The organism is Hyalangium gracile (assembly GCF_020103725.1).
GTDB lineage: Bacteria > Myxococcota > Myxococcia > Myxococcales > Myxococcaceae > Hyalangium > Hyalangium gracile.
This window is the reverse complement of the sequence record NZ_JAHXBG010000002.1, coordinates 383,198-402,010: the sequence shown is the minus strand read 5'-3', so window position 1 is coordinate 402,010 and position 18,813 is coordinate 383,198. Positions and strand designations below refer to the sequence as shown.

Below are 18,813 nucleotides of genomic sequence, written 5' to 3'. Positions count from 1 at the left end.
GGTGTGCTCGCGGAGGCTACCGCTCCGCCATCGGCTGGTGGCTCACGACGCGCTCGGCCTGGCGGCCCATCAGCTCCGCGTAGTGGTCATGGTGGGCCACGTAGGAGCCGAGCCCGGCGGACGCCGAGCGCAGCTCCACGATGAAGCCCTTCAGCTCCGCCTGGGGCATGTACGCCGTGAGGATCTCCCAGCCGGGCAGCTCCAGGTCGGCGTCGAAGCCCAGGAGCTGTCCCCGCCGGCCGGTGACGAGCCGCTGCGCTCGAGGCATCGCGTCGCGGGGGACGTGGAGCTCCACCCGGAGGATGGGCTCCAGGAGCACCGGCTCCAGCTTGGGCAGCACCTCCGCCAGCGCCAGCCGCGCGGCGGTGCGGAAGGCCTGATCCGAGCTGTCCACCGAGTGGTAGGTGCCCCCGGTGAGCGTGACGGCCACGTCCACCACCGGGAAGCCGAGCGGCCCCCGGCGCAGCCCCTCCAGCACCCCCTCCTCGACGGCGGGGATGTACTGCCGGGGCACGGCGCCGCCCACCACGGCTGAGTCAAAGGAGAAGCCCTGCCCGCGCGGCAGCGGCCGTACCTCCACCACCACGTCGCCGAACTGCCCGTGTCCGCCGGACTGCCGCTTGTACCGGGCATGGTGCGTGCCACGCCGACGCACCGTCTCCCGATAGGGGATGGGCACCGGGTGCACCACCACTGGCACCCGGAGGCGGGTGTTCAGCCGCTCGAGCGCCTCGCGCAGGTGCAGCTCACCCTGGCCCCCCAGCAGCAGCCGCTGGGTGTCCGGCTCCTGATCCACCGAGAGGGAGGTATCCTCCTCCACCAGTCGAGCGAGCGCGCCCGGCAGCTTCACGTCGTCCGTGCGCTTCTCGGCGGTGATCGCCACCTGGTGCATCGGCGGGGGCGCCACGGGCCAGCCCGTCGTGCGCCGGGCTCCGTCCATCTCCACGCGATCTCCACAGTGCGCCGCATCCAGCCGGCCGATGATCGCCACCTCCCCCTCGTGCGCCGTGCCCACGGGGGTGTGCTTCGCTCCATGAGGCTGGAGCACACCGCTCACGCGGCCTCCGCACAGCGTGCCCCCGTCCACCACCGTGCCTCGCCACACGCGAGCCAGCGACTGCTTCCCCACGTGCGGCAGGTGCCAGATCTTGAAGGGCTGGACCAGCGAGCCACCGCTGGCGGAGAGCCCCAGGCGGGTGCGTGTCTCCTCGACGCCGGGGACTTCGTGGCGCAGCCCCTTGAGCAGCCGCAAGAGCCCCAGCCCCCGCTCGGCCGAGCCGATGAAGACGGGCACCAGCCGATCCTCGCGCAGCGCTCGGGCCATCTGCTCGTAGAGCACGCCGGGCGGCGGCACCACTTCCTCGATGAGCTGCTCCAGGAGCGCGTCATCCTGGTCCGCCAGCCGCTCGAGCATCTGGCGGCGCGCGGCCTCCTCCAGGGGGCGGTCGGTCTCTGGCAGGGGGATGAGCGCGGCCTCCTGCTCGGCCGTCGTGCCCCAGGCCCGCTCGCTCACGAGATCCACGATGCCCACCATCCGATCTCCCTCTCGGAGCGGGATCTCCCGGAGCACCAGCGGACGGGCGGAGACGACCTGCAGGGAGTCGAGCAGGGCTCGCAGCGACGGACCGCTCTCGTGGAGCGCATTGAGGAAGAGCAGGTGGGGGATCTGGCGCGCATCCAGGAACTGGAAGAGCGGGGACAGGGCCGCCGCGCGCTCGGGCCCCATGTCACACACCACCAGGGCCGCGTCGCAGATCATCAGGGCGTGTCGGGCCTCCTGGAGGAACTCGGGGGCGCCCGGGCAGTCGATGAACGTCCAGCGCTCGCCCATGAACTCCGTGGTGGCCGCCGCCATCTCCAGCGTCATGGCGCGTCCGCTCGCTGCGCCATCTCCGCCTGGAGGGCGCAGCGGCCCCGCGCCCGTGACGCGCAGCAGGGACTCCAACAGCGTCGTCTTGCCTGCTCCCTGAGGACCCACGAGAGCGACGACACGCGGCGAGGCAGGGTGCTTCATGGCGGACTCCTGCGGCTGGACGGTTCCCGCAGGGAAGGTGGAGCGCGGGCGCGCGCTTGAGAAGCCGAGCCCGCCCGGACGGCCGAGAGCCCTCTCCCTCGCCGGCTCGGGGAGGGCTCCGTGACGCTGCTGCCCGCCTACTCGGGCATCAGGTTGCTGCCCTCGTGCTCGGCCATCTTGAGCAGCTCCTGCTGGGACAGCTCATCCATGGTGCGCCGCATCTCCATGCCCACGTTGCGCAGGTCCTCCGCCGAGGCCAGGCCCGCCAGGCGCGGGAAGAGCGTCTCCTCCTCCTCCTTCACGTGCGACTGCACGGACGTCATGAGCGTCATCGCGTCCTGCATGATGCGCGGATCGTGCCGCTTGAGCTGGAGGATCTCCGAGATCAGCATCCGGACCTCGGCGTGCTCCTGCAGCGAGCGGTCCACCATGTCCTGGATGCCCATGCGGCGAGCGAAGGGATAGAAGTGCCGCTCCTCGATCTCGGCGTGGATGGTGAGCTTCTCCGAGATCTGCCCCAGGAGGGTGATGCGCTCCTCCTCGTCGGCCTGCTGGAGGCGAGCGAACAGCTCATCCACTTCCTGGTGCTGCTGCTTCAGCATTGCGAGCGCGTCCATGAGGCCGGCTCCTTTCAGGGGGCAGGTGTTTGCACCAACGGTCCGCACGCGCGCGGACGAGGGCAAGGCACGTCCCCCTCGGGACGCGGGGCTGATGACCGAGGGGCGGAGCGTGAGAGCGCTGGGAATAGCGAGCCTTCGGAGACCCTGGGTGCGGCTCTTCTCACTGCTGCGTGCCTTCGTGCTCCTCATCCGAGATGCCGCGGGGGACGCCCATGCGCCGAGAGGCGGAGGGGCGCAGGCGGCGGATGGCGCGCAGCAGGAACTCCTCATCCAGCGGATTGACGAGGAAGCCCTTCGCTCCCAGTTTGTGGGCGCGCTCGAAGCCCTCGTCCTCCGAGGCGCCGTGGACGATCAGCGCGCCAGCGATGCGGACCTCGCCCATGAGCAGCCCCTCCATGGCCTGCATGGGCGCGAGCACGACATCCGAGGCGCTCGTGTGCAGCACCTCCAGCGGGGTGGCCACCCTCGCCGTGAAGCCGTGCCGGGAGAGGATCCGCGAGAGCAGGACGACGGTGACGGGGGGCCAGCCGTAGAGCAGCAGCGGGGCCTCCTCGGGAGCCGACTCGGACAGGTGGGGGGTGGAGAACTTCTCGATGGGCTCCCGGATGCCGTACAGCTCGTTGAGCGCGCGGGACAGGGAGGGATCCGAGGCCAGGTGCGGCTCCACCCGGGGCTTTCCCGAGGTGGCGCGCACGGCATCCAGCGCCTCGATCGAGGCGGGAGCAGGCAGGGCGACGTGGAGGATCTCCCGATCCTTCTGCTCCAGCCGGAGCGGGACGACGCGGTACTGCCGGGCGATCCGGGAGGGGATGAGCCGGGCGAGCGAGCGGTCCAGTCGCTCGCGATCCAGATCGACGGCGTCGATGCCCAGCTGGGTGGAGAGCGCCTCCAGCAGCTCTGACTCGGTGCAGACCTGCTCTCGGATGAGCGCGCGGCCCAGAGGAATCCGGGCCTCGTGGTGGTGCACGAGCCCCAGGCGGAGCTGGGCGCGGTTGACCACCCCGCGTTCCAGGAGGATCTCCCCGAGCATGCGCTTTGTGCCGATCTCCATGGCTGCCTCGTAGATGGCACCTGTCGGTGGGCGCGACGACGGGCGCCCGGCACGGCGCTCGTCCGGCTGCCTGGCCTGTAGGCGGACCCGAGCCTCTCAGGCCGGTGGAGCCGCCTCGGGCCGGTACTCGTGGACCCACACCACCTCGACGCCCCACGTGAAGAGCCGCCAGTGGCGGGAGAGGCGGACGAAGCCCTCGGCCTCGATGGGCCGCGTCACGGTGATGATTCGAGTCCCGGGGCGGCAGGTGCGGAAGCGCTCGATCAGCCGGGCCTTCGTCTCCGGCGTGAGCGCCAGCCAGTTGGTGAACAGGTGGGTGGCGTCTCCCAGCTCCTCGCGGGTCATGTCTCCCACGGTGAGGGTGATGCCCGCGGCCTGGAGCCTCGGTGCCACGCGCGTCACGTGGTCGGCGATCAGCTCCACCCCGCGCGCCTCGGCGCCCAGCCACCTGGCAGCGATCAGCACCCGCCCGCGGCCCGCGCCCAGGTCCACCAGCCGGCTCCCGGGGCCCACGCCTGCCCGCTTGAAGATGGGGATGGCGGTGAGGAGCGGCGTCTCTCCATAGATGAGCTCGCGGAAGCGCTGGCCGGTGGCCTTCAGCGCGCGGACCACCTCGAAGGTGCGCCGGGCCCTGTAAGGCGTGTGGATGAGCTCCTGCCACCAGATGGCCAGGTAGGGCCGCAGCAGCCGGGGGCGCCAGAGCAGCAGCAGCAGGTCGGTGAAGCGGATGATGAAGGCGAAGACCTGCCCCTGCAGCTGCAGGGCGAGCCGTTGGAAGAAGGGGAGATCGTACTCCTCCAGCTCATCGTCGCTTTTCGCTCCCGGTGCGGGAGGCGTGGGATCCGTCATGGCCACCCCCATCTTGCCCTGCGCGCGCCGGAAGGAGAGTGCTATGGTCCCCCGCCGTGGCACCCCATGAAGAGGATGAGGACTCCGAACAGTTCGAGACCGCCAGCATCCCGGTCCATCGGACGGGCTCGGTGCGGGTCAAGCTGGTGTTCCTCTCGGGGCCGGACGCGGGCAGGAGCCATGCCCTGGTGGCCGGGAAGTACGTGCTCGGCACCGCTCCCGCGTGTGACTTCATCCTGAAGGATCGCGCGGTCTCCCGGCAGCACCTCTCCCTGGAGGTCGGCGAGAAGGGGGTGCTGGCGCGGGACATGGGCTCGCGCAACGGCTCGTTCTGCGAGGGGATGCGCTTCACGGAGCTGGAGCTCCGCCCTGGAGCCGTACTCAAGCTGGGGACCACCGAGCTGAAGATCGTCCCGGAGGACTCGCGCGAGCGCGTCATTCCGCCCTCCTCGAGCACCCGGTTCGGCGCGCTGGTGGGTGGCAGCCGGAAGATGCGCGAGGCGTTCACCGTGCTGGAGCGCCTGGCCTCTGGGGACGCGGACGTGCTCATCCAGGGAGAGACGGGCACGGGCAAGGAGGGCTGCGCCGAGGGCATCCACGTGGCCAGCAAGCGGTCGCAGGGGCCCTTCGTCATCGTGGACCTGGCTGGCATTGCCCCCTCGCTGATCGAGTCGGAGCTGTTCGGGCACGTGAAGGGCGCCTTCACCGGGGCGCACACGGATCGTGCGGGAGCCTTCGAGCGGGCCAACGGGGGCACCGTCTTCCTGGATGAGGTGGGAGAGCTGCCGCCGGACATCCAGCCTCGCCTGCTGCGTGTGCTGGAGCGCCGCCAGGTGAAGCGGGTGGGGGCCAACGACTACCGGACGGTGGACGTGCGGGTGGTGGCGGCCACGCACGTGGATCTGGAGGGCGCGGTGAAGGCGGGCCGGTTCCGCGAGGACCTGTTCCACCGGCTCGCGGTGCTGCGGGTGACGCTGCCGCCCCTGCGCGAGCGGCCCGACGACATTCCCCTGCTGGTGGACACGGTGCTGGAGCGGATGGGCCGGCCGCCGAGCGCGCTGTCGGAGCAGACGCGCGCGCTGCTGGCGCAGTACCCGTGGCCGGGCAACGTGCGCGAGCTGCGCAACGTGGTGGAGCGCGTGGTGAACCTGGGAGAGGAGGCCCTGCCGGACATGGGCCCCGCCCCCGCCGGCAAGCCGCGCCAGCCCAGCGCCGCGAGCGCCGCCGGTGCCCCGAACGCGATGCTCGAGCTGGATCTGCCCTTCAAGGAAGCCAAGGAGCGGCTCATCGAGGGCTTCGAGCGGGACTACCTCAAGGGCCTGCTCGAGCGGTGCGAGGGCAACGTCTCGCGCGCCTCGCGAGAGGCCGGCATCGACCGGGTCTATCTCCGCAAGCTGCTGAAGAAGCACGGCCTGCACGGCCACGACGGCCCGTGAGCCCGCGGCCCCTGGTGTCGTGACTCGCGACCGGAGTCCACCCGCAGTGTCATGCGGAAGGCTTCAGCTGCCTTCCTGCAGGACCAGCTCCAGGTTGCGCCTGCCGCCGGTGACCTTCTCGAAGGCACGCTCGAGCCGCTGGCTGATCATCTTCTTGTCGGCGCGCTCCGAGGACTCGAGCTCTCCGAGGGCCACCTCCAGCTCCTGCTCCGCGACGGTGAGAAGCGCCTTGGCTTCAGTGATGCGCTGCTGAAGCTCTGGACTGATTTTCGGTGGAATGGGAGCCGTCCTTGGACCTTCCGGTCGTTTCAGCGACAGGCGAGCCTATCTCCACCGCGCCTGGAAGTCGAACCACCAGGCCCGGGCCCTTGCTCCCGCTTCCAGTCGTGTGCGTGACTCGGAGGAGGGGAGTCCGTCGGCTCCCTGGCCGAAAGGGGAAGTGAGCTTGCTCCGCGGAATCCGTGCGCTGCTGCTCGTGACGATGCTCCCAGTGGGCGTCGCGTGCGAGAAGGTGAAGATCGATTTTCCGGATCTGCCGAAGGTGGATCTGCCGAACGTCCCGCTGCCGAAGAAGGGCGACGTGAACCTCGACGTCATCAAGTCGCCCCTGGGAGGCCTTCAGCTCGATCCCCGCGGCGATGATGCCCTCACCGCGCTGGGGGCGTGCACGGACCTGGTCACCTACTGCTTCGAGCCCGGGGCGCGCTCGCTGGACGAGTGCATGGACTCGGTCCCCCGGTGCACCACGTCCAAGCCCTGGGACGAGGATGAGTGCTGCCCGTCCGCGTGTGTCGACGCGTATGTGAAGGCGCGCGACCAGGGCCAGGAGCCGATCGCCTCCTTTGAAAAGGTCTTCTTCCTCGAGCCGGACTGCTTCCCTGGCGTCCGCGCGCTGCTGGAGGGCAAGTGATGCGTCGCTTCCTCCTGTCCGCCCTGGTGCTGATGACGCTGGTGTCGCGGCCCGCCGCCGCGTGGGAGTCCGTCTGCTACGAGCGGCCGGACCCGACGAAGGAGCCCAGCGAGTACCCGCAAGGCTCCGCCTCCTACTGCTCGCCGCCGGCCGGCCCCAACACGGCGCGCCACCGCTGGGTGGGGACGCTGGACGAGCACCGCCGGCTCTGGGAGCTGACGCGCGAGAAGGCAGGGCTGCCGGCCGAGTCCTCCGCCACGGTGCGGCTGCGCGTGTTCACCTCGGATGCTCCGGTCTCGGTGGACGGTCAGCAGCTCCTCTCGCTGCAGCCGGTCCCCTTCGCCGAGGCCGTGCGCGTGCAGGTGCGCGCCTTCACGCCGGGCGAGCTGGCGCAGCTGCCGGACTTCTCGTACGCGCTCTGGGACTGGGCCACCGGCCACGAGACGTGTCCGCTGCCGGGCGCGGGGCCGGACGCGACGCTGTGCCATGACTTCGCCTCGCATATGGGGCCGGTGAACTCGAACCACTTCCTGCCCCAGGGCGGGCGCTTCTATGCGCACTACCACGCGTTGGCGCTCGCGCGGGCCCGGGAGTGCAAGGCGATGAAGGACGCGCTGGGCGCGGCGGCCGGGCGCTTCGGCACCTACCTGCGTGGGTGCGAGGCCGAGGCGCTGTCGCTGGAGGCGGTGGCCCACCACTACCTGCAGGACGCCTGGAGCGTGGGGCACATGTGGCAGCGGTGGGGCTCGCCGGAGCTGGCGGACTTCCCGAGCGACACGGGGGATCAGCGTGACCGGGCGGTGCTCGTCGCGCTCGCGTCGGGGCTGCTGCATGGGGCTCGCGGGGTGCTGCAGCGGGTGCCGGAGTGGACGAGCTACGACGTCAACGACGCGCTCTGCGCGCCGCACCCGGCGGTCGAGTTCGTCACCCCCAGCGGAGAGCGCTTCCCGGCCATTGGAGACGACTACCTGGAGGTGCTGCCACCGCTGGGCTCGGGCGACACGTACGCGCCTCAGTCCGAGCGCCTGCTGTCCTGCGCGACCTCCGGCATGCGCGCGGTGTACGCGGCGGCGGGGGAGAACCACGGGCCGCTGGCGCCGGTGGCCGAGGGCCTGCGCTCGGTGGACCCGACGGGGCCGGAGTGCTTCGGCCAGCGGGTGACGAACCGGGCGCTGCTGGAAGGAGCGGCGATCCAGTTCCGCCTCCTGGGCAAGCAGGTGCGGCTCGACGTGGACTCGCGGGTGGTGGGCTGGATGGTGCCCACGGTGGCGCGCGAGACGGGCGAGGTGCCGGTGCCGGCGCGGCTGAAGAACGAGTTCCGCCTGGGGCTGCAGCGCGTCGTCTCGCTCACGCGGCTGATGGCGAAGGAGCGTCCCGAGGGCACGGAGCTGGCGGAGGGCCGGTTCGGCACCTTCCTCGGGGCTCGGCCCAACGGGGTGTACGCGAGCGGCGGGGTGCTGGCGTCGTACGTGGACCCGGCCCTGCCGTGGCCCGGGACGGCGGACGCGGCGCCCGAGGCGAAGACGCGGGCCCAGGCGCTGGCGCGAGTGTTCCATCAGGGCCACGCGGGGGACTGGTGCCGGGCGTTCGCGGCGGAGGGGCTCGGGGCGCTCAGGGCGAGGGCCACGGACACCACGCTGGGCGTGGACGCGCATGCCGCGGCGTGTGAGGCCTGCTCGGAGTTCGCGGTCCGGCACCTGCGCGTGGGCACCGGCCCGGCGAGCTACGACACGGCCTCGGAGCCCGTGTGCCACTACCTCTCGGCGGGGCCGTACGTCTACCAGCCCGGTCCGGGCACGCCGGAGCAGCTCGCCCGCGCGTGGTGTGGCTGCCCCTGAAGTCCCTCCGGCTTCGAGCGACGCTCAGCGGTAGACGAGCCCGGACAGCCGCCAGGCCAGGCGGCGGCGGAAGGTGGGGACGCGGGACAGGGCGCCGAGGGCCAGGTTCCGCACGGGCCGCAGCAGCCCCGGCGTGGTCGCGAGCCGGGTCAGCACCGAGGCGAACCGGACCACGTCGACCGCCACCGGGCGTCGGGCCGCGGCATACGCATCGAGGCGCTCCTCGCCGGCCCCGGACAGCGCGGCGGCGAGCGCCTCACCGAGCGCCACGGCATCCTTGAGGCCGAGGTTCATGCCCTGACCGCCAGCGGGGCTGTGCACGTGCCCCGCGTCTCCGGCGAGCAGCACCGGCCCGGACCGGAACGAGTCGGCGACGCGGTGATGGACCCGGAACCGGGAGCCCCAGACGACCTCCGTGACGCGCGTGCGAGAGCTGACCGGGCCCCGGGTGTCGAGCAGCGCCTGCACGAATTCCACCGTCGGGTGCTCCGGCGCCTCATCGACGGCGGCCACCACCCGGACCGAGCCGTCCGGCAGCGGCGCCCACACGAGCATGCCCGAGCGGGAGAAGTAGAGGATCACCTCGTCTCGCGGCAGGTCGCTGTCGAGCCGGATGTCGGCGAGGGTGAAGGACTCGCCGGCGTTCGTGTCCCTGCCGAAGCCGATCCCGGCGAGCTTGCGGACGGTGCTGTGCATGCCGTCCGCGGCCACCACGTAGCGAGCGCGGATGGACTCGCCGCCCGCGAGGGTGACGAGGGTGCCCGCTCCATCCCTCTTCAGAGCGACCACCGTGTGCGGCCGCAGCACCCGGCCACCGCGAGCCTGGAGCCGCTCGAGCAGGATGGCCTCGGTGGTCGACTGCGGCACCATGAGGGCGTACGGGTAGCGCGTCGGCAGATCATCGAAGCGCACCGGCACGAGCGTGCGATCGCGATCGCGGATGGTGAAGCGCGACGCGTGGATTCCGGCGGCGGCGAGCGGCTCGGCGGCACCGATAGACTCGAGGACCTCGAGGGTGTGCGCGTGGACCACGGCGGCCCGAGAGGTGTTGGCCGCCTCTGGCTGGGCGTCGAGGACCGTCACGTCGACCTGATGCCCGGCGAGCGTGGCAGCGGTCGCCAGGCCGACGGGCCCGGCACCGACGACGAGGACATCCGTACGAGCGGGAATCATGGGCGCACCTCGAGCCAACGCCTCTTGGCCAACAATTGTTGGCAAAACCTAGAGACGTGCGCCTGTAAAGTCAACGCTTGTTGGCATACGCTCGTTGGCATGGGTGAGGAGACTCGACCGCGACGCTCGGATGCGACGCGGGCAGCGATCCTGCGGGCAGCGCGCGAGCGGTTCGCGGCGGACGGGTACGAGCGGGCGACGATCCGGGCCATCGCGGCGGACGCCGGCATCGATGCGTCGATGGTGATGCGCTACTACGGGAGCAAGGAGCGGCTGTTCGCCGCGGCGGCCGAGTTCGATCTGCGCCTGCCGGACCTGAAAGAGGTGCCTCGGGACGGAGTCGGCGCCGCGATCATCGGACACTTCCTCGATCGGTGGGAGGGCGACGAGACGCTGACGGCGCTGCTGCGCGCGGGCGTCACGAACCCGGCGGCGGCCGAGCGGATGCGGCAGATCTTCGCCGAGCAGCTGGCGCCCGCCGTCGCCGCCATGGGCCACGCGCCCGCGGAGGCCGCCACGCGGGCCGGGCTGGCGGCCACGCAGGTGCTCGGCGTGGCGCTATGCCGCTACGTGCTGGGCCTGCCGCCCATCGTGGCGATGGATCGAGCCACCCTCATGGCGTGGATCGGCCCGACCCTCCAGCGCTACCTGGTCGGCTAGCGGACCGGTAGCGAACTGGTATGACAGGCAGACCAGTTCGGACTGGTGCGACCTAGAATGGCCCCTGTCATGTGGATCTTCGGCTACGGCTCGCTCATCTTCCGCCCCTCCTTTCCGTACGAGGAGCGCCGTGAGGCGTGGCTGAGGGGCTGGTCGCGCCGCTTCTGGCAGAGTTCGACGGATCACCGCGGTGTGCCGGAGGCCCCGGGACGGGTGGTGACGCTGGTGCCGGAGCCTGGCGCGCGCTGCTGGGGCATGGCGTACCGGATCGCCACCGAGCGCGTGGAGGAGGTGCTGACCCACCTCGACTTCCGCGAGCAGGGTGGCTACGAGCGGCACCCGGTGATCCTGGAGACGCGTGAGCCTCCGTTCCTGGAGGCCCTGGTCTACGTCGCCGGCCCCTCCAACCCTCACTACGTGGGGCCGGAGACGCTGGAGCAGATCGCCGCGGTGGTGCGCTCCGCCCACGGCCCCAGCGGCGCGAATCGCGACTACGTGCGGCTGCTGGCGGAGGCGCTCGCCCAGGCGGGCCAGCACGACGAGCACGTGACGGAGCTGGCGCGGCTGCTGTAAGCGCCCTCCGTCTCGTGAGGGTCAATCGTGGATGGCGCGCCTGTTCATGAATCCGCGCGCCAGCCAGACGGCCAGGCCTCCCATCGCCATTCGGCCTATCGGGCTGCCAAAGACGCCAGAGGACTGGGCACGTCCATAGCCGCGCCCCCAGTGGCTGCGGCTCCGTCCATAGCCGCGGTTCCACATGCCGTAGTTGCGGCGTCGGGGCTGGATGAGGCCTCCAAGCAGACTCCCAAGACTCGCCATGATGTCGCTCCTGTGAAGGTTGGACGCTCCCGAGCCGAGGGCTGCCCTCGTGGGGAGCACCATTCAAGGTGGAGCAGGGAAGGGAGCGGGGCCAGCCCTTCCCAGGGCCTGGGCCTCGGTGGGAGGGGCGACTGGTCAGCAGGGAGGCAGCCTCTGTCCGGCTACCTCCAGGAATACAGGAGCCGCGCCGCCTACGAGCTGCAAGAGAGCGCCGAGCATCCCGGCTTTGAGCGGGCCCAGTCCGGGCGCTTCGCCGCGAACCGCTCCCGTCCAGGCTGCTCGTCGAACGGCCTGCGCATCACGTCCAGGAGCGTGTGCACCTCGGAGTCATCGCCCGCGTGAGCGGCGTCGATGGCCTGCTGCGCGAGCCAGTTGCGCAGGACGTACTTCGGATTCACCGCGTTCATGCGCCGCGCCAGCTCCGCCGGGGGAGCGTCCTCGCGCCGCGTGCGATGCCACCAGGCCTGGAGCCACTCGACGCCCCGGGCCACATGGGAGTCCGGGACTTCGCCGTAGAAGGCCTCTCGCACCACCTGGGGCAGCTCGGCGGGAGCCGTCTCCGTCGTCACGACCTGGGCCAGGCCGCGGAAGAAGAGGGTCATGTCCGTCTCCTCCGCCGCCAGCCACGCGAAGCAGCCGTTGATGAGCGCGACGTCCTCCTCGCTCTGGACGGAGGACAGCCCGAGCTTCGCGGCGAAGCGGCGCGTGGCCTCCTGCTCGAAGGTGCGCTGGTACTCGAGCAGCCCGGCGGTGACCAGGGACTCGTCATCCTCGAAGAGGGGCATCAGCGCGATGCCCAGCCGCTCGATGTTCCACAGCCCGATCGTGGGCTGGTTGCCGAACCGGTAGCGCCGCTGGTCCGCATCGGTCGTGTTGGGAGTCCAACCCGGATCGAAGTCGTCGATCCAGCCGTAGGGGCCGTAGTCGATCGTGAGGCCGAGGATCGACATGTTGTCGGTGTTCATCACGCCGTGTACGAAGCCCACCGCCTGCCAGTGCGCGATGAGCTGGGCGGTGCGCCGGGCCACCTCGCGATAGAAGGCCGCGTACGTCTCCTTCGCCGGAGCGCCGAGCTCCGGGAAGAAGCGCTTCACCGTGTCGTCGGCGAGCAGCTTCAGCAGCGCCAGGTCATCGCGGCTCGTGCAGAGCTCGAAGTTGCCGAAGCGGAGGAAGGTCGGCGCGACGCGGCAAACGATGGCGCCCGGCTCGGCCTGGGGGTTGCCGTCATAGAACATGTCCCGGATGACGGAGTCGCCCGTGGCGACCAGCGACAGCGCACGGGTGGTGGGCACGCCCAGGTGGTGCATGGCCTCGCTGCACAGGAACTCACGGATGGACGAGCGCAGCACCGCGCGCCCATCGGCGCGGCGGGAGTAGGGCGTGGGCCCGGCGCCCTTCAGCTGCAGCTCATGGCGCGACCCGTCCGGAGCCACCAGCTCGCCCAGGACGATGGCGCGGCCGTCCCCGAGCTGCCCGGCCCAGTGGCCGAACTGGTGCCCTCCGTAGTTGGCGGCGTACGGCACCATGCCCGGCCAGAGCGCGTTGCCGGCCAGCACCTGGGTCGTCTCGGCGGACCGCATCGTGGCTTCATCGAGCCCGAGCATCCCTGCCACCTCGGGTGACCAGGCGACCATCCGCGGCGCGGAGACGGGCGTCGGCTCGACCTTCGACCAGAGCGCGCCGTGAACCTGGCGAGGGCGTCGGTCGCGGAGGGGATCTCCGGGGGTGGAGTCAACGAAGTGGGAGAGAAATTGAGGCATGTGGATTCAGATGCGCGAGAGGCACCGCTGATGCGGGACGATGGCTCGCTCCGGGCTCAGCATTGACGCCTGCACGGATGCGGAACAAGCAGCTTGTCAGCGGCTCGGTTCGAGCATATCCAGCGGCCCCGCTGTTTCTCGAGCGAACAGCTGCAGATCCACATCTCTGTCGGGGGTGCATGCGTGACGGCGCACTTGGCGAAGAATGAGATCCTCGTACTCGGAGCCACGGGAACGACCGGTCGGAGGCTGACGGGCCTGCTGCGCGCGGCGGGCGTCAAGGTCCGGGCCGCCTCCCGGAAGGGAGAGGTTCGGTTCGACTGGTCGGAGCCAGGGACCTGGAAGCCCGCGGTGGCTGGCGCCGGGCGGATGTACCTGATGATGCCGCACGAGCTGCCCCTGGACCCGTCGTTCGTCCGGTGCGCGGTGGAGCAGGGCATCAAGCACATCGTGCTGCTGTCCAGCCGGGCCATCGAGCCCATGGGCGACGAGCGGCTGATGGGGGCCGAGCGGATGGTGCGGGAGTCCGGTGTGGACTGGACGATCGTGCGCCCGGACTGGTTCAACCAGAACTTCGACGAGGGCGTGTTCCGAGATGCGGTGATGGCGGGAGAGGTCGCGGTTCCCCTGGGCAATCTCCGCCAGACCTTCGTGGACGCCGACGACATCGCGGCCGTGGCCGCGGCGGTGCTCACCGGGGACGGCCATGCCGGGCAGAGCTACGAAGTCACCGGGCCTCGGGCGCTGTCCTTCGCGGAGGCCGTCGAGATCATCAGCCGGGCGTCGGGCCGGGCCGTCCGCTTCCTGGGGAGGGCCGAGGACTACCTGGCGGCGATGGGCGCGCTGGGGCTCCCCCGGGAGCAGACGCTGAACGAGGTCAAGGCGTTCACCGCGCTGAGAGAGCAGGGGGACGGGAAGCCGACCGACGTCGTACGACGGCTCACCGGTCGAGAGCCCAAGTCTTTCGAGACGTATGCCGCCGAGGCAGCGGCTCGCGGGGCGTGGCGCTGAGCCCTTGCCCGGCGGGCAGGGATCTGCTGCCTTCCAGGCCGTGAGCCTCGAGCCCTCCGCCCGGAAGCCCCCAGGTCGAACCCGACCCATCCTGGACATCCGCTTCATGTGCCGACCGGAGCTCGCCATCATCACCCTGACGCCATAGGCCATAGGGAGTGCGGTGAGCGAAAAGACCGCCACGGCGACCCGGATTTCCCCCTGCCGGATCGCCGTGACGTTCAACGCTGACTCAGCGGCGATTACTTCGACTGGGTCTGCGTCTGCTCGGGAGCCGGCTTCAGCTCGCTGCACAGGCGCTTGGAGGCCTCGCCACCGCGGGAGGCCTGCTCCTGGTCCTCCTGCGCCGGGTAGTCGCACCAGCACGAGGTCGTCCAGTTCCCGAAGGCGGTGCACTCCTGGTAGCAGTACGGGTCCGTGGTGCGCGGGCACTGGCGCGTGTCACCAGGGGTGCAGTTGGAGCGCGCGGAGTTCGCCAGCGCCGCGACGGGAGAGAGCACCAGCGCCACGACGAGACCAGTCATTGCCTTCTTGAACATGTTCATTCCTTATGGGTGAGGGGGACAGCAATTCGTGACAACAATCAGCAGAGGTACTCAATAACAGCCGTACTGACACTCGTTGAAGCTGTCACAGTCCAGGATGCACTCCGGATCGCCGTTGCAGTCCCGAGTGCACGCATTTCTCGTGACGTCCTGTTGGACACGCAGACCCTTTTTTCTGGGACTATTTCGCGTGCCGCACCTGGGAGGAGGGTCGTGCGCACCACCATCGCCAGAGTCCATCGGACGCTTTCCTTGTTGCTCTGGGGGTACGTCGTCTGCGCCGCCGGGTGCCTGGACGGCGCCCGGAACGACGGGGCGTCCTCGGAAGGGACGAGCTACAACCGGTACAACCAGGGCAACGAGGTCAGCGGCATCACCGCCCGATCCGGAGGCAGCGTCTTCCTCATCGGAAGCGGCATCTACGACATCACCGGTCCGGCCGGAGAGATCGGGATGATGGGCTTCGCCGTAGCGGAGCAGAAGACCGCTGGCATCCACATGCGGCTGCGCTCACGGGCCTTCGTCATCGGCGATGGTGACAGGCGGGTCGTCTTCGTCAGCGCCGACCTGGGCCACATCTTCCAGATGGTCAAGGTGAAGGTGAGCGAGAAGATCGCGGCCCATGCGGAGCTCGCCAGGTACTACAGCACGAAGAACATCCTCCTGTCGGCGACGCACACCCACAGCGGTCCCGGAGGTTACTCGGGGTACTTCCTGTATGACGCGACCACCAACGGGTTCGTGAGACAGAACTTCAACGCGATCGTGGATGGCATCTACCAGTCCATCCTGCGCGCCCATGAGAACGTGAAGCCCGGCAGGATCCTCGTCAACGAAGGAACCCTCGAGGGCTGCGGCGGGAACCGCGCGGTGGAACCCTACGACAGCAACCCCGCGGCGGAGCGGGCCCGGTACGACAGCAACACGGACAAGACCATGACGCTGCTGAAGCTCGTCGGCCTCGATGGTGAGGAGATCGGCATGGTGAACTGGTACGCGCTGCACCCGGACAGCATCGGCCCCGAGAACACGCTGATCAGCGGCGACAACAAGGGCTGGGCGTCGTACCTCTTCGAGAAGGACAAGGGGACCGATTACCTGGCAGCCAGGACGTTCGTGGCGGCGTTCGCCCAGTCGAGTGCCGGCGATGTGACGCCGAACATCGGGTTCGGCCAGGCTCCCCCGGATCTGACCTTCGAGAAGAATCGAAGCCTGGAGAACGCCGTCCTCAAGCAGTACGGCAAAGCCAGGGAGCTCTACAACGGCGCGACGAGGGAGCTGACCGGCTCGGTGGACTTCCGCCACGAGTGGGTGGACATGCGGACGCTCTACGTCGCGTCCGCGGGAGCCCTGACCTGCGCGGCCGGCATGGGGGCGTCCTTCTCGGCCGGCAGCCCGTACGACAATCCGAGCCCCGTGCCGCTCTTCCCGAACGGGACCACCGTCGACAGCGTGCAGTGGAGCGAGGACGCCGGCAAGGCGGCGCTCTTCAAAATCCTGGGCGGCGCCTTCGCCCTGGTGTGGCCGGCAACCCACGATGCGGCATACCAGCAGTGCCATGCGGAGAAGCCGGTGCTGATCCCGACCGGCGTGGCGCGTCCCAACATCCTGGGGCCGACCATGACGCCGCAGATCATGCCCCTCCAGGTGCTGAAGATAGGGAACCTGGCCATCGTCGCCGTGCCCGCCGAGGTGACCACCATGTCGGGTCGCCGCTTGAAGGACACGGTGAAGACGGAGCTTGCGAGCGTTGGCGTCGACACGGCGGTCATCGCCGGGCTCTCCAACTCGTACGCGTCATACCTGGCCACGCGGGAGGAGTACGCGCGGCAGTGGTACGAGGGAGCCTGCACGCAGTTCGGTCCGAACGAATTGGCCGGCTTTCAGCAGGAGTACCGCAAGCTCAGCCAGGCGATCGCCGGTGGTGCCGAGGTCGCGGCCGGCCCCACGCCCGAGGACGTGACGGAGCAGACGATCGATCTGACTCCGAAGGTGATGCTGGACGACAAGCCGCTCGACCAGGACTTCGGGAGCGTGATCACCCAGCCGGCCGCGAGCTATGCGAAGGGGAGCATGGTGGTCGTGCAGTACTGGGGCGGGCACCCGAACAACGATCTCCAGACGCAGGGGTCGTTTCTGACAGTGGAGAGACGGGTGAACGGCGCGTGGGTCGCGATCGCGTGGGACTGGGACCCGGAGACGACGTACCGGTGGGAACGGAGCGGCATCTCCTACTCCAGGATCACGATCACCTGGGACACGAGGAACGCCGAGGCTGGGACCTACCGCATCCGTCACAAGGGCCACTGGAAGTCGGGATGGACCGGGGCAGTCCACCCTTATGAAGGGGTTTCAGAGTCATTCACGGTGCAGTAGGTGCTCGTCCGTGAGCCCTCGTCGCCCTGGCAGTTGCTTTCGGCAGTGTCTCCACACTGATAGGGTCGAAGATCAGCAACGGAGCAGACAGGAGGCCCCATGCGTATCGTGCGGAATGCGTTCTTGTGTGCGGCACTGATCGGAAGCAGCGGCATGGCTTGGGCGAAGCCGCCGCCGGAGTCAGCCGCTCCCCCCGCGACGGCCAGGCCGGCTACCTCGCCGGCGCCCGCGGCGCCAGCGCTCGACCCATCGAAGGGGACGGAGGTGGGGATGGTGTTCGAGTCGTGGCTGACGCCGCACCAGGAAGGCGACGAGGAGGCGAACACGCCGTCGTCGGTGCCGAAGCAGTTCCGCTCGCAGACACCGTCGCTGAGCCGGGCGGAGCGCGAGGCGGCAGGCCATCGCGGCCACGGGCAGCTGCGCTTCAGCAAGGATCTGAGCCGCGCCTGGGTCGACGTGAAGATTGAAGGCGTCAACACGGCCGAGATCAACATGTTCCACATCCACTGCGGCAAGCCGGGCATCCTCGGGCCGATCCTCGTCGACTTCTCCATCGCCACCGACCTCAAGAGCAACATCGCCGACGGTATGTTCTCGGTGGAGATCCGCAACGAGCACATCGTCAAGACGACGGAGCACGGCCACGGCAGCGTGATCGGCGCCTTCACCATGGGGTGCATCATTCCGAGCCCGTCGCTGTCCGGAGTGAAGCCGACCAAGGTGCTGACGGTGGCGGGGATGGCCCAGCTGGCCCAGGCGGGCGAGCTGTACTTCAACCTCCACACGACGGGGCAGACCTACTACGGAGACATCCGCGGTCAGCTCCACCCGGCCGAAAAGACCACCCGCTAGCTCGCCCGCGACGCCTCCGATCAGAGCAATGCCGAAACGGCCCTGAGCTCGCTCGCGGTCAGCTCGATCTCGAAGATGGCGAGATCCTCGCCCATGTGCGTTTTCGACGTGGTACCGGTGAGCGGCGTGACGCCGATCTGCGTCAGGTAACGGAACAGGATCTGCGCCGGTGTCCGGCCGTACTGGAGCGACAGCCGGCGCACCGTGTCATCGGCGAGCAGATGCGGATTGGCCGTCAGCGTCCAGAAGCTCTGGTACGCGATGCCGTGGCGCGTGCAGAACTCGCGAATGTCCCGGTCGTACCCGGTCTCCGCATAGAAGCGGTTCTGCACGATGGCCGGCTTGATGCGGCTGGCGCCATGGAGGCGCTCGAGAGCGCCGAGGCTGTAACAGTTGCTGATGCCGATGCGGTGCGCGCCACCCGAGTCCATCAGCGATTCCATCGCGCGCCAGACCTGCATCGTCTGCTCCTCACGGGGAAGCGGCGAATGGAGGATCAGCGCGTCCACGTAACTCGTCTGGAGATTGCGCAGCGACGTGGCGAAGGATTGCGCCACCTGCTCGGGCAGGCTCGCCCGCGGGTCATACGGAATCCGCTGAGGGTCGTGGCCGGAGAGGGACGTGAACTTGGTCTGTACGTAGACGTCCTCGCGGCGCATGCCCTCCTGCAGCCAGGACGCGAGCGCCGCGCCGACGCCGGGCTCGTGGTAGTGCTTCGGCTGGCATGCCGTGTCGATGCCACGGAAGCCCGCGCGCAAAGCCTGCGCAACGAGCATCTCCGTGCGCTCCTTCTTCCACGCCGTTCCGTAAATGATGGGTGGCAGTTGCATCGGTCGACTCCCTCGTTCGAGGCGGTGACGGCTCAGCCTGCACGGAATCCCGCCCGGGAAGAAGGCCAA

At 69.7% G+C, this 18,813-nt stretch carries 17 protein-coding genes; 8 read left to right on the top strand and 9 right to left on the bottom strand.

Features of this window, described 5'->3' with window-relative positions; genetic code table 11:
* Window positions 1–16: 16 nt before the first annotated feature.
* The 4 genes from KY572_RS05225 to KY572_RS05210 form a co-directional block, all read right to left on the bottom strand.
* On the bottom strand, window positions 17–2,014 hold the full coding sequence (locus tag KY572_RS05225) for an elongation factor G (RefSeq protein WP_224241069.1): 1,998 nt from the start codon (window positions 2,012–2,014) through the stop codon (window positions 17–19).
* 137 nt (window positions 2,015–2,151) lie between these two features.
* Window positions 2,152–2,631 carry a hemerythrin domain-containing protein gene (locus tag KY572_RS05220; protein WP_224241066.1) on the bottom strand — a complete coding sequence of 160 codons (480 nt, stop codon included), beginning with the start codon at window positions 2,629–2,631 and terminating at the stop codon, window positions 2,152–2,154.
* Window positions 2,632–2,794: 163 nt separating this feature from the next.
* A complete protein-coding gene (locus KY572_RS05215; protein ID WP_224241064.1) occupies window positions 2,795–3,685 on the bottom strand; it encodes a GspE/PulE/PilB domain-containing protein in 891 nt (296 codons plus the stop codon).
* Between the two features lie 96 nt (window positions 3,686–3,781).
* Window positions 3,782–4,534, bottom strand: coding sequence for a class I SAM-dependent methyltransferase (locus tag KY572_RS05210; protein ID WP_224241063.1), 753 nt, complete (start codon window positions 4,532–4,534; stop codon window positions 3,782–3,784).
* Between the two features lie 56 nt (window positions 4,535–4,590).
* Between KY572_RS05210 and KY572_RS05205 the strand changes: the two genes are divergently transcribed.
* On the top strand, window positions 4,591–5,970 hold the full coding sequence (locus tag KY572_RS05205; RefSeq protein ID WP_224241062.1) for a sigma 54-interacting transcriptional regulator: 1,380 nt from the start codon (window positions 4,591–4,593) through the stop codon (window positions 5,968–5,970).
* A 63-nt stretch (window positions 5,971–6,033) separates the two neighbouring features.
* Here KY572_RS05205 and KY572_RS47040 read toward each other — a convergent pair whose 3' ends face one another.
* A complete protein-coding gene (locus tag KY572_RS47040; RefSeq protein ID WP_263451370.1) occupies window positions 6,034–6,165 on the bottom strand; it encodes a hypothetical protein in 132 nt (43 codons plus the stop codon).
* A 250-nt stretch (window positions 6,166–6,415) separates the two neighbouring features.
* On the opposite strand from KY572_RS47040, the gene KY572_RS05200 reads away from it, so the two are divergent.
* On the top strand, window positions 6,416–6,880 hold the full coding sequence (locus KY572_RS05200) for a hypothetical protein (RefSeq protein ID WP_224241061.1): 465 nt from the start codon (window positions 6,416–6,418) through the stop codon (window positions 6,878–6,880).
* The gene (locus tag KY572_RS05195) at window positions 6,880–8,718 is read left to right on the top strand and encodes a hypothetical protein (protein WP_224241048.1); all 1,839 of its coding nucleotides are present in this window, start codon (window positions 6,880–6,882) and stop codon (window positions 8,716–8,718) included. Before KY572_RS05200 ends, KY572_RS05195 begins: the two co-directional genes overlap by 1 nt.
* 24 nt (window positions 8,719–8,742) lie before the next feature.
* On the opposite strand, the gene KY572_RS05190 is transcribed toward KY572_RS05195, so the two are convergent.
* Window positions 8,743–9,891 (bottom strand): FAD-dependent oxidoreductase, encoded by a 1,149-nt coding sequence (locus KY572_RS05190; protein WP_224241047.1) that lies wholly within the window; start codon window positions 9,889–9,891, stop codon window positions 8,743–8,745.
* A gap of 99 nt (window positions 9,892–9,990) precedes the next feature.
* On the opposite strand from KY572_RS05190, the gene KY572_RS05185 reads away from it, so the two are divergent.
* Together KY572_RS05185 and KY572_RS05180 are read left to right on the top strand one after the other, a co-directional pair.
* Window positions 9,991–10,551 carry a TetR/AcrR family transcriptional regulator gene (locus KY572_RS05185; protein ID WP_224241046.1) on the top strand — a complete coding sequence of 187 codons (561 nt, stop codon included), beginning with the start codon at window positions 9,991–9,993 and terminating at the stop codon, window positions 10,549–10,551.
* 57 nt (window positions 10,552–10,608) lie between these two features.
* Window positions 10,609–11,124 (top strand): gamma-glutamylcyclotransferase, encoded by a 516-nt coding sequence (locus KY572_RS05180; protein ID WP_224241045.1) that lies wholly within the window; start codon window positions 10,609–10,611, stop codon window positions 11,122–11,124.
* Between the two features lie 437 nt (window positions 11,125–11,561).
* Here KY572_RS05180 and KY572_RS05175 read toward each other — a convergent pair whose 3' ends face one another.
* Window positions 11,562–13,130, bottom strand: coding sequence for a protein adenylyltransferase SelO (locus tag KY572_RS05175; RefSeq protein WP_224241044.1), 1,569 nt, complete (start codon window positions 13,128–13,130; stop codon window positions 11,562–11,564).
* A gap of 183 nt (window positions 13,131–13,313) precedes the next feature.
* Between KY572_RS05175 and KY572_RS05170 the strand changes: the two genes are divergently transcribed.
* Window positions 13,314–14,141, top strand: a complete 828-nt coding sequence (locus KY572_RS05170) for an NmrA family NAD(P)-binding protein (protein ID WP_224241043.1) — start codon at window positions 13,314–13,316, stop codon at window positions 14,139–14,141.
* A 242-nt stretch (window positions 14,142–14,383) separates the two neighbouring features.
* Here KY572_RS05170 and KY572_RS05165 read toward each other — a convergent pair whose 3' ends face one another.
* Window positions 14,384–14,680, bottom strand: coding sequence for a hypothetical protein (locus tag KY572_RS05165; protein WP_224241042.1), 297 nt, complete (start codon window positions 14,678–14,680; stop codon window positions 14,384–14,386).
* A 219-nt stretch (window positions 14,681–14,899) separates the two neighbouring features.
* On the opposite strand from KY572_RS05165, the gene KY572_RS05160 reads away from it, so the two are divergent.
* Together KY572_RS05160 and KY572_RS05155 are read left to right on the top strand one after the other, a co-directional pair.
* The gene (locus KY572_RS05160; protein WP_224241041.1) at window positions 14,900–17,062 is read left to right on the top strand and encodes a neutral/alkaline ceramidase; all 2,163 of its coding nucleotides are present in this window, start codon (window positions 14,900–14,902) and stop codon (window positions 17,060–17,062) included.
* 153 nt (window positions 17,063–17,215) lie between these two features.
* A complete protein-coding gene (locus KY572_RS05155) occupies window positions 17,216–17,914 on the top strand; it encodes a CHRD domain-containing protein (protein WP_224241040.1) in 699 nt (232 codons plus the stop codon).
* A gap of 20 nt (window positions 17,915–17,934) precedes the next feature.
* Here the strand turns inward: KY572_RS05155 and KY572_RS05150 are convergent, their stop codons facing one another.
* A complete protein-coding gene (locus KY572_RS05150; RefSeq protein ID WP_224241039.1) occupies window positions 17,935–18,744 on the bottom strand; it encodes an aldo/keto reductase family protein in 810 nt (269 codons plus the stop codon).
* Window positions 18,745–18,813: the final 69 nt, after the last annotated feature.

Coding starts and splice junctions, on each gene's coding strand:
- KY572_RS05150 (WP_224241039.1), bottom strand. CDS start 18,744: ATGCAACTGCCACCCATCATTTACGGAACGGCGTGGAAGAAGGAGCGC.
- KY572_RS05155 (WP_224241040.1), top strand. CDS start 17,216: ATGGCTTGGGCGAAGCCGCCGCCGGAGTCAGCCGCTCCCCCCGCGACG.
- KY572_RS05210 (WP_224241063.1), bottom strand. CDS start 4,534: ATGACGGATCCCACGCCTCCCGCACCGGGAGCGAAAAGCGACGATGAG.
- KY572_RS05225 (WP_224241069.1), bottom strand. CDS start 2,014: ATGAAGCACCCTGCCTCGCCGCGTGTCGTCGCTCTCGTGGGTCCTCAG.
- KY572_RS05215 (WP_224241064.1), bottom strand. CDS start 3,685: ATGGAGATCGGCACAAAGCGCATGCTCGGGGAGATCCTCCTGGAACGC.
- KY572_RS05195 (WP_224241048.1), top strand. CDS start 6,880: ATGCGTCGCTTCCTCCTGTCCGCCCTGGTGCTGATGACGCTGGTGTCG.
- KY572_RS05190 (WP_224241047.1), bottom strand. CDS start 9,891: ATGATTCCCGCTCGTACGGATGTCCTCGTCGTCGGTGCCGGGCCCGTC.
- KY572_RS05185 (WP_224241046.1), top strand. CDS start 9,991: ATGGGTGAGGAGACTCGACCGCGACGCTCGGATGCGACGCGGGCAGCG.
- KY572_RS05175 (WP_224241044.1), bottom strand. CDS start 13,130: ATGCCTCAATTTCTCTCCCACTTCGTTGACTCCACCCCCGGAGATCCC.
- KY572_RS05220 (WP_224241066.1), bottom strand. CDS start 2,631: ATGGACGCGCTCGCAATGCTGAAGCAGCAGCACCAGGAAGTGGATGAG.
- KY572_RS05165 (WP_224241042.1), bottom strand. CDS start 14,680: ATGTTCAAGAAGGCAATGACTGGTCTCGTCGTGGCGCTGGTGCTCTCT.
- KY572_RS05180 (WP_224241045.1), top strand. CDS start 10,609: ATGGCCCCTGTCATGTGGATCTTCGGCTACGGCTCGCTCATCTTCCGC.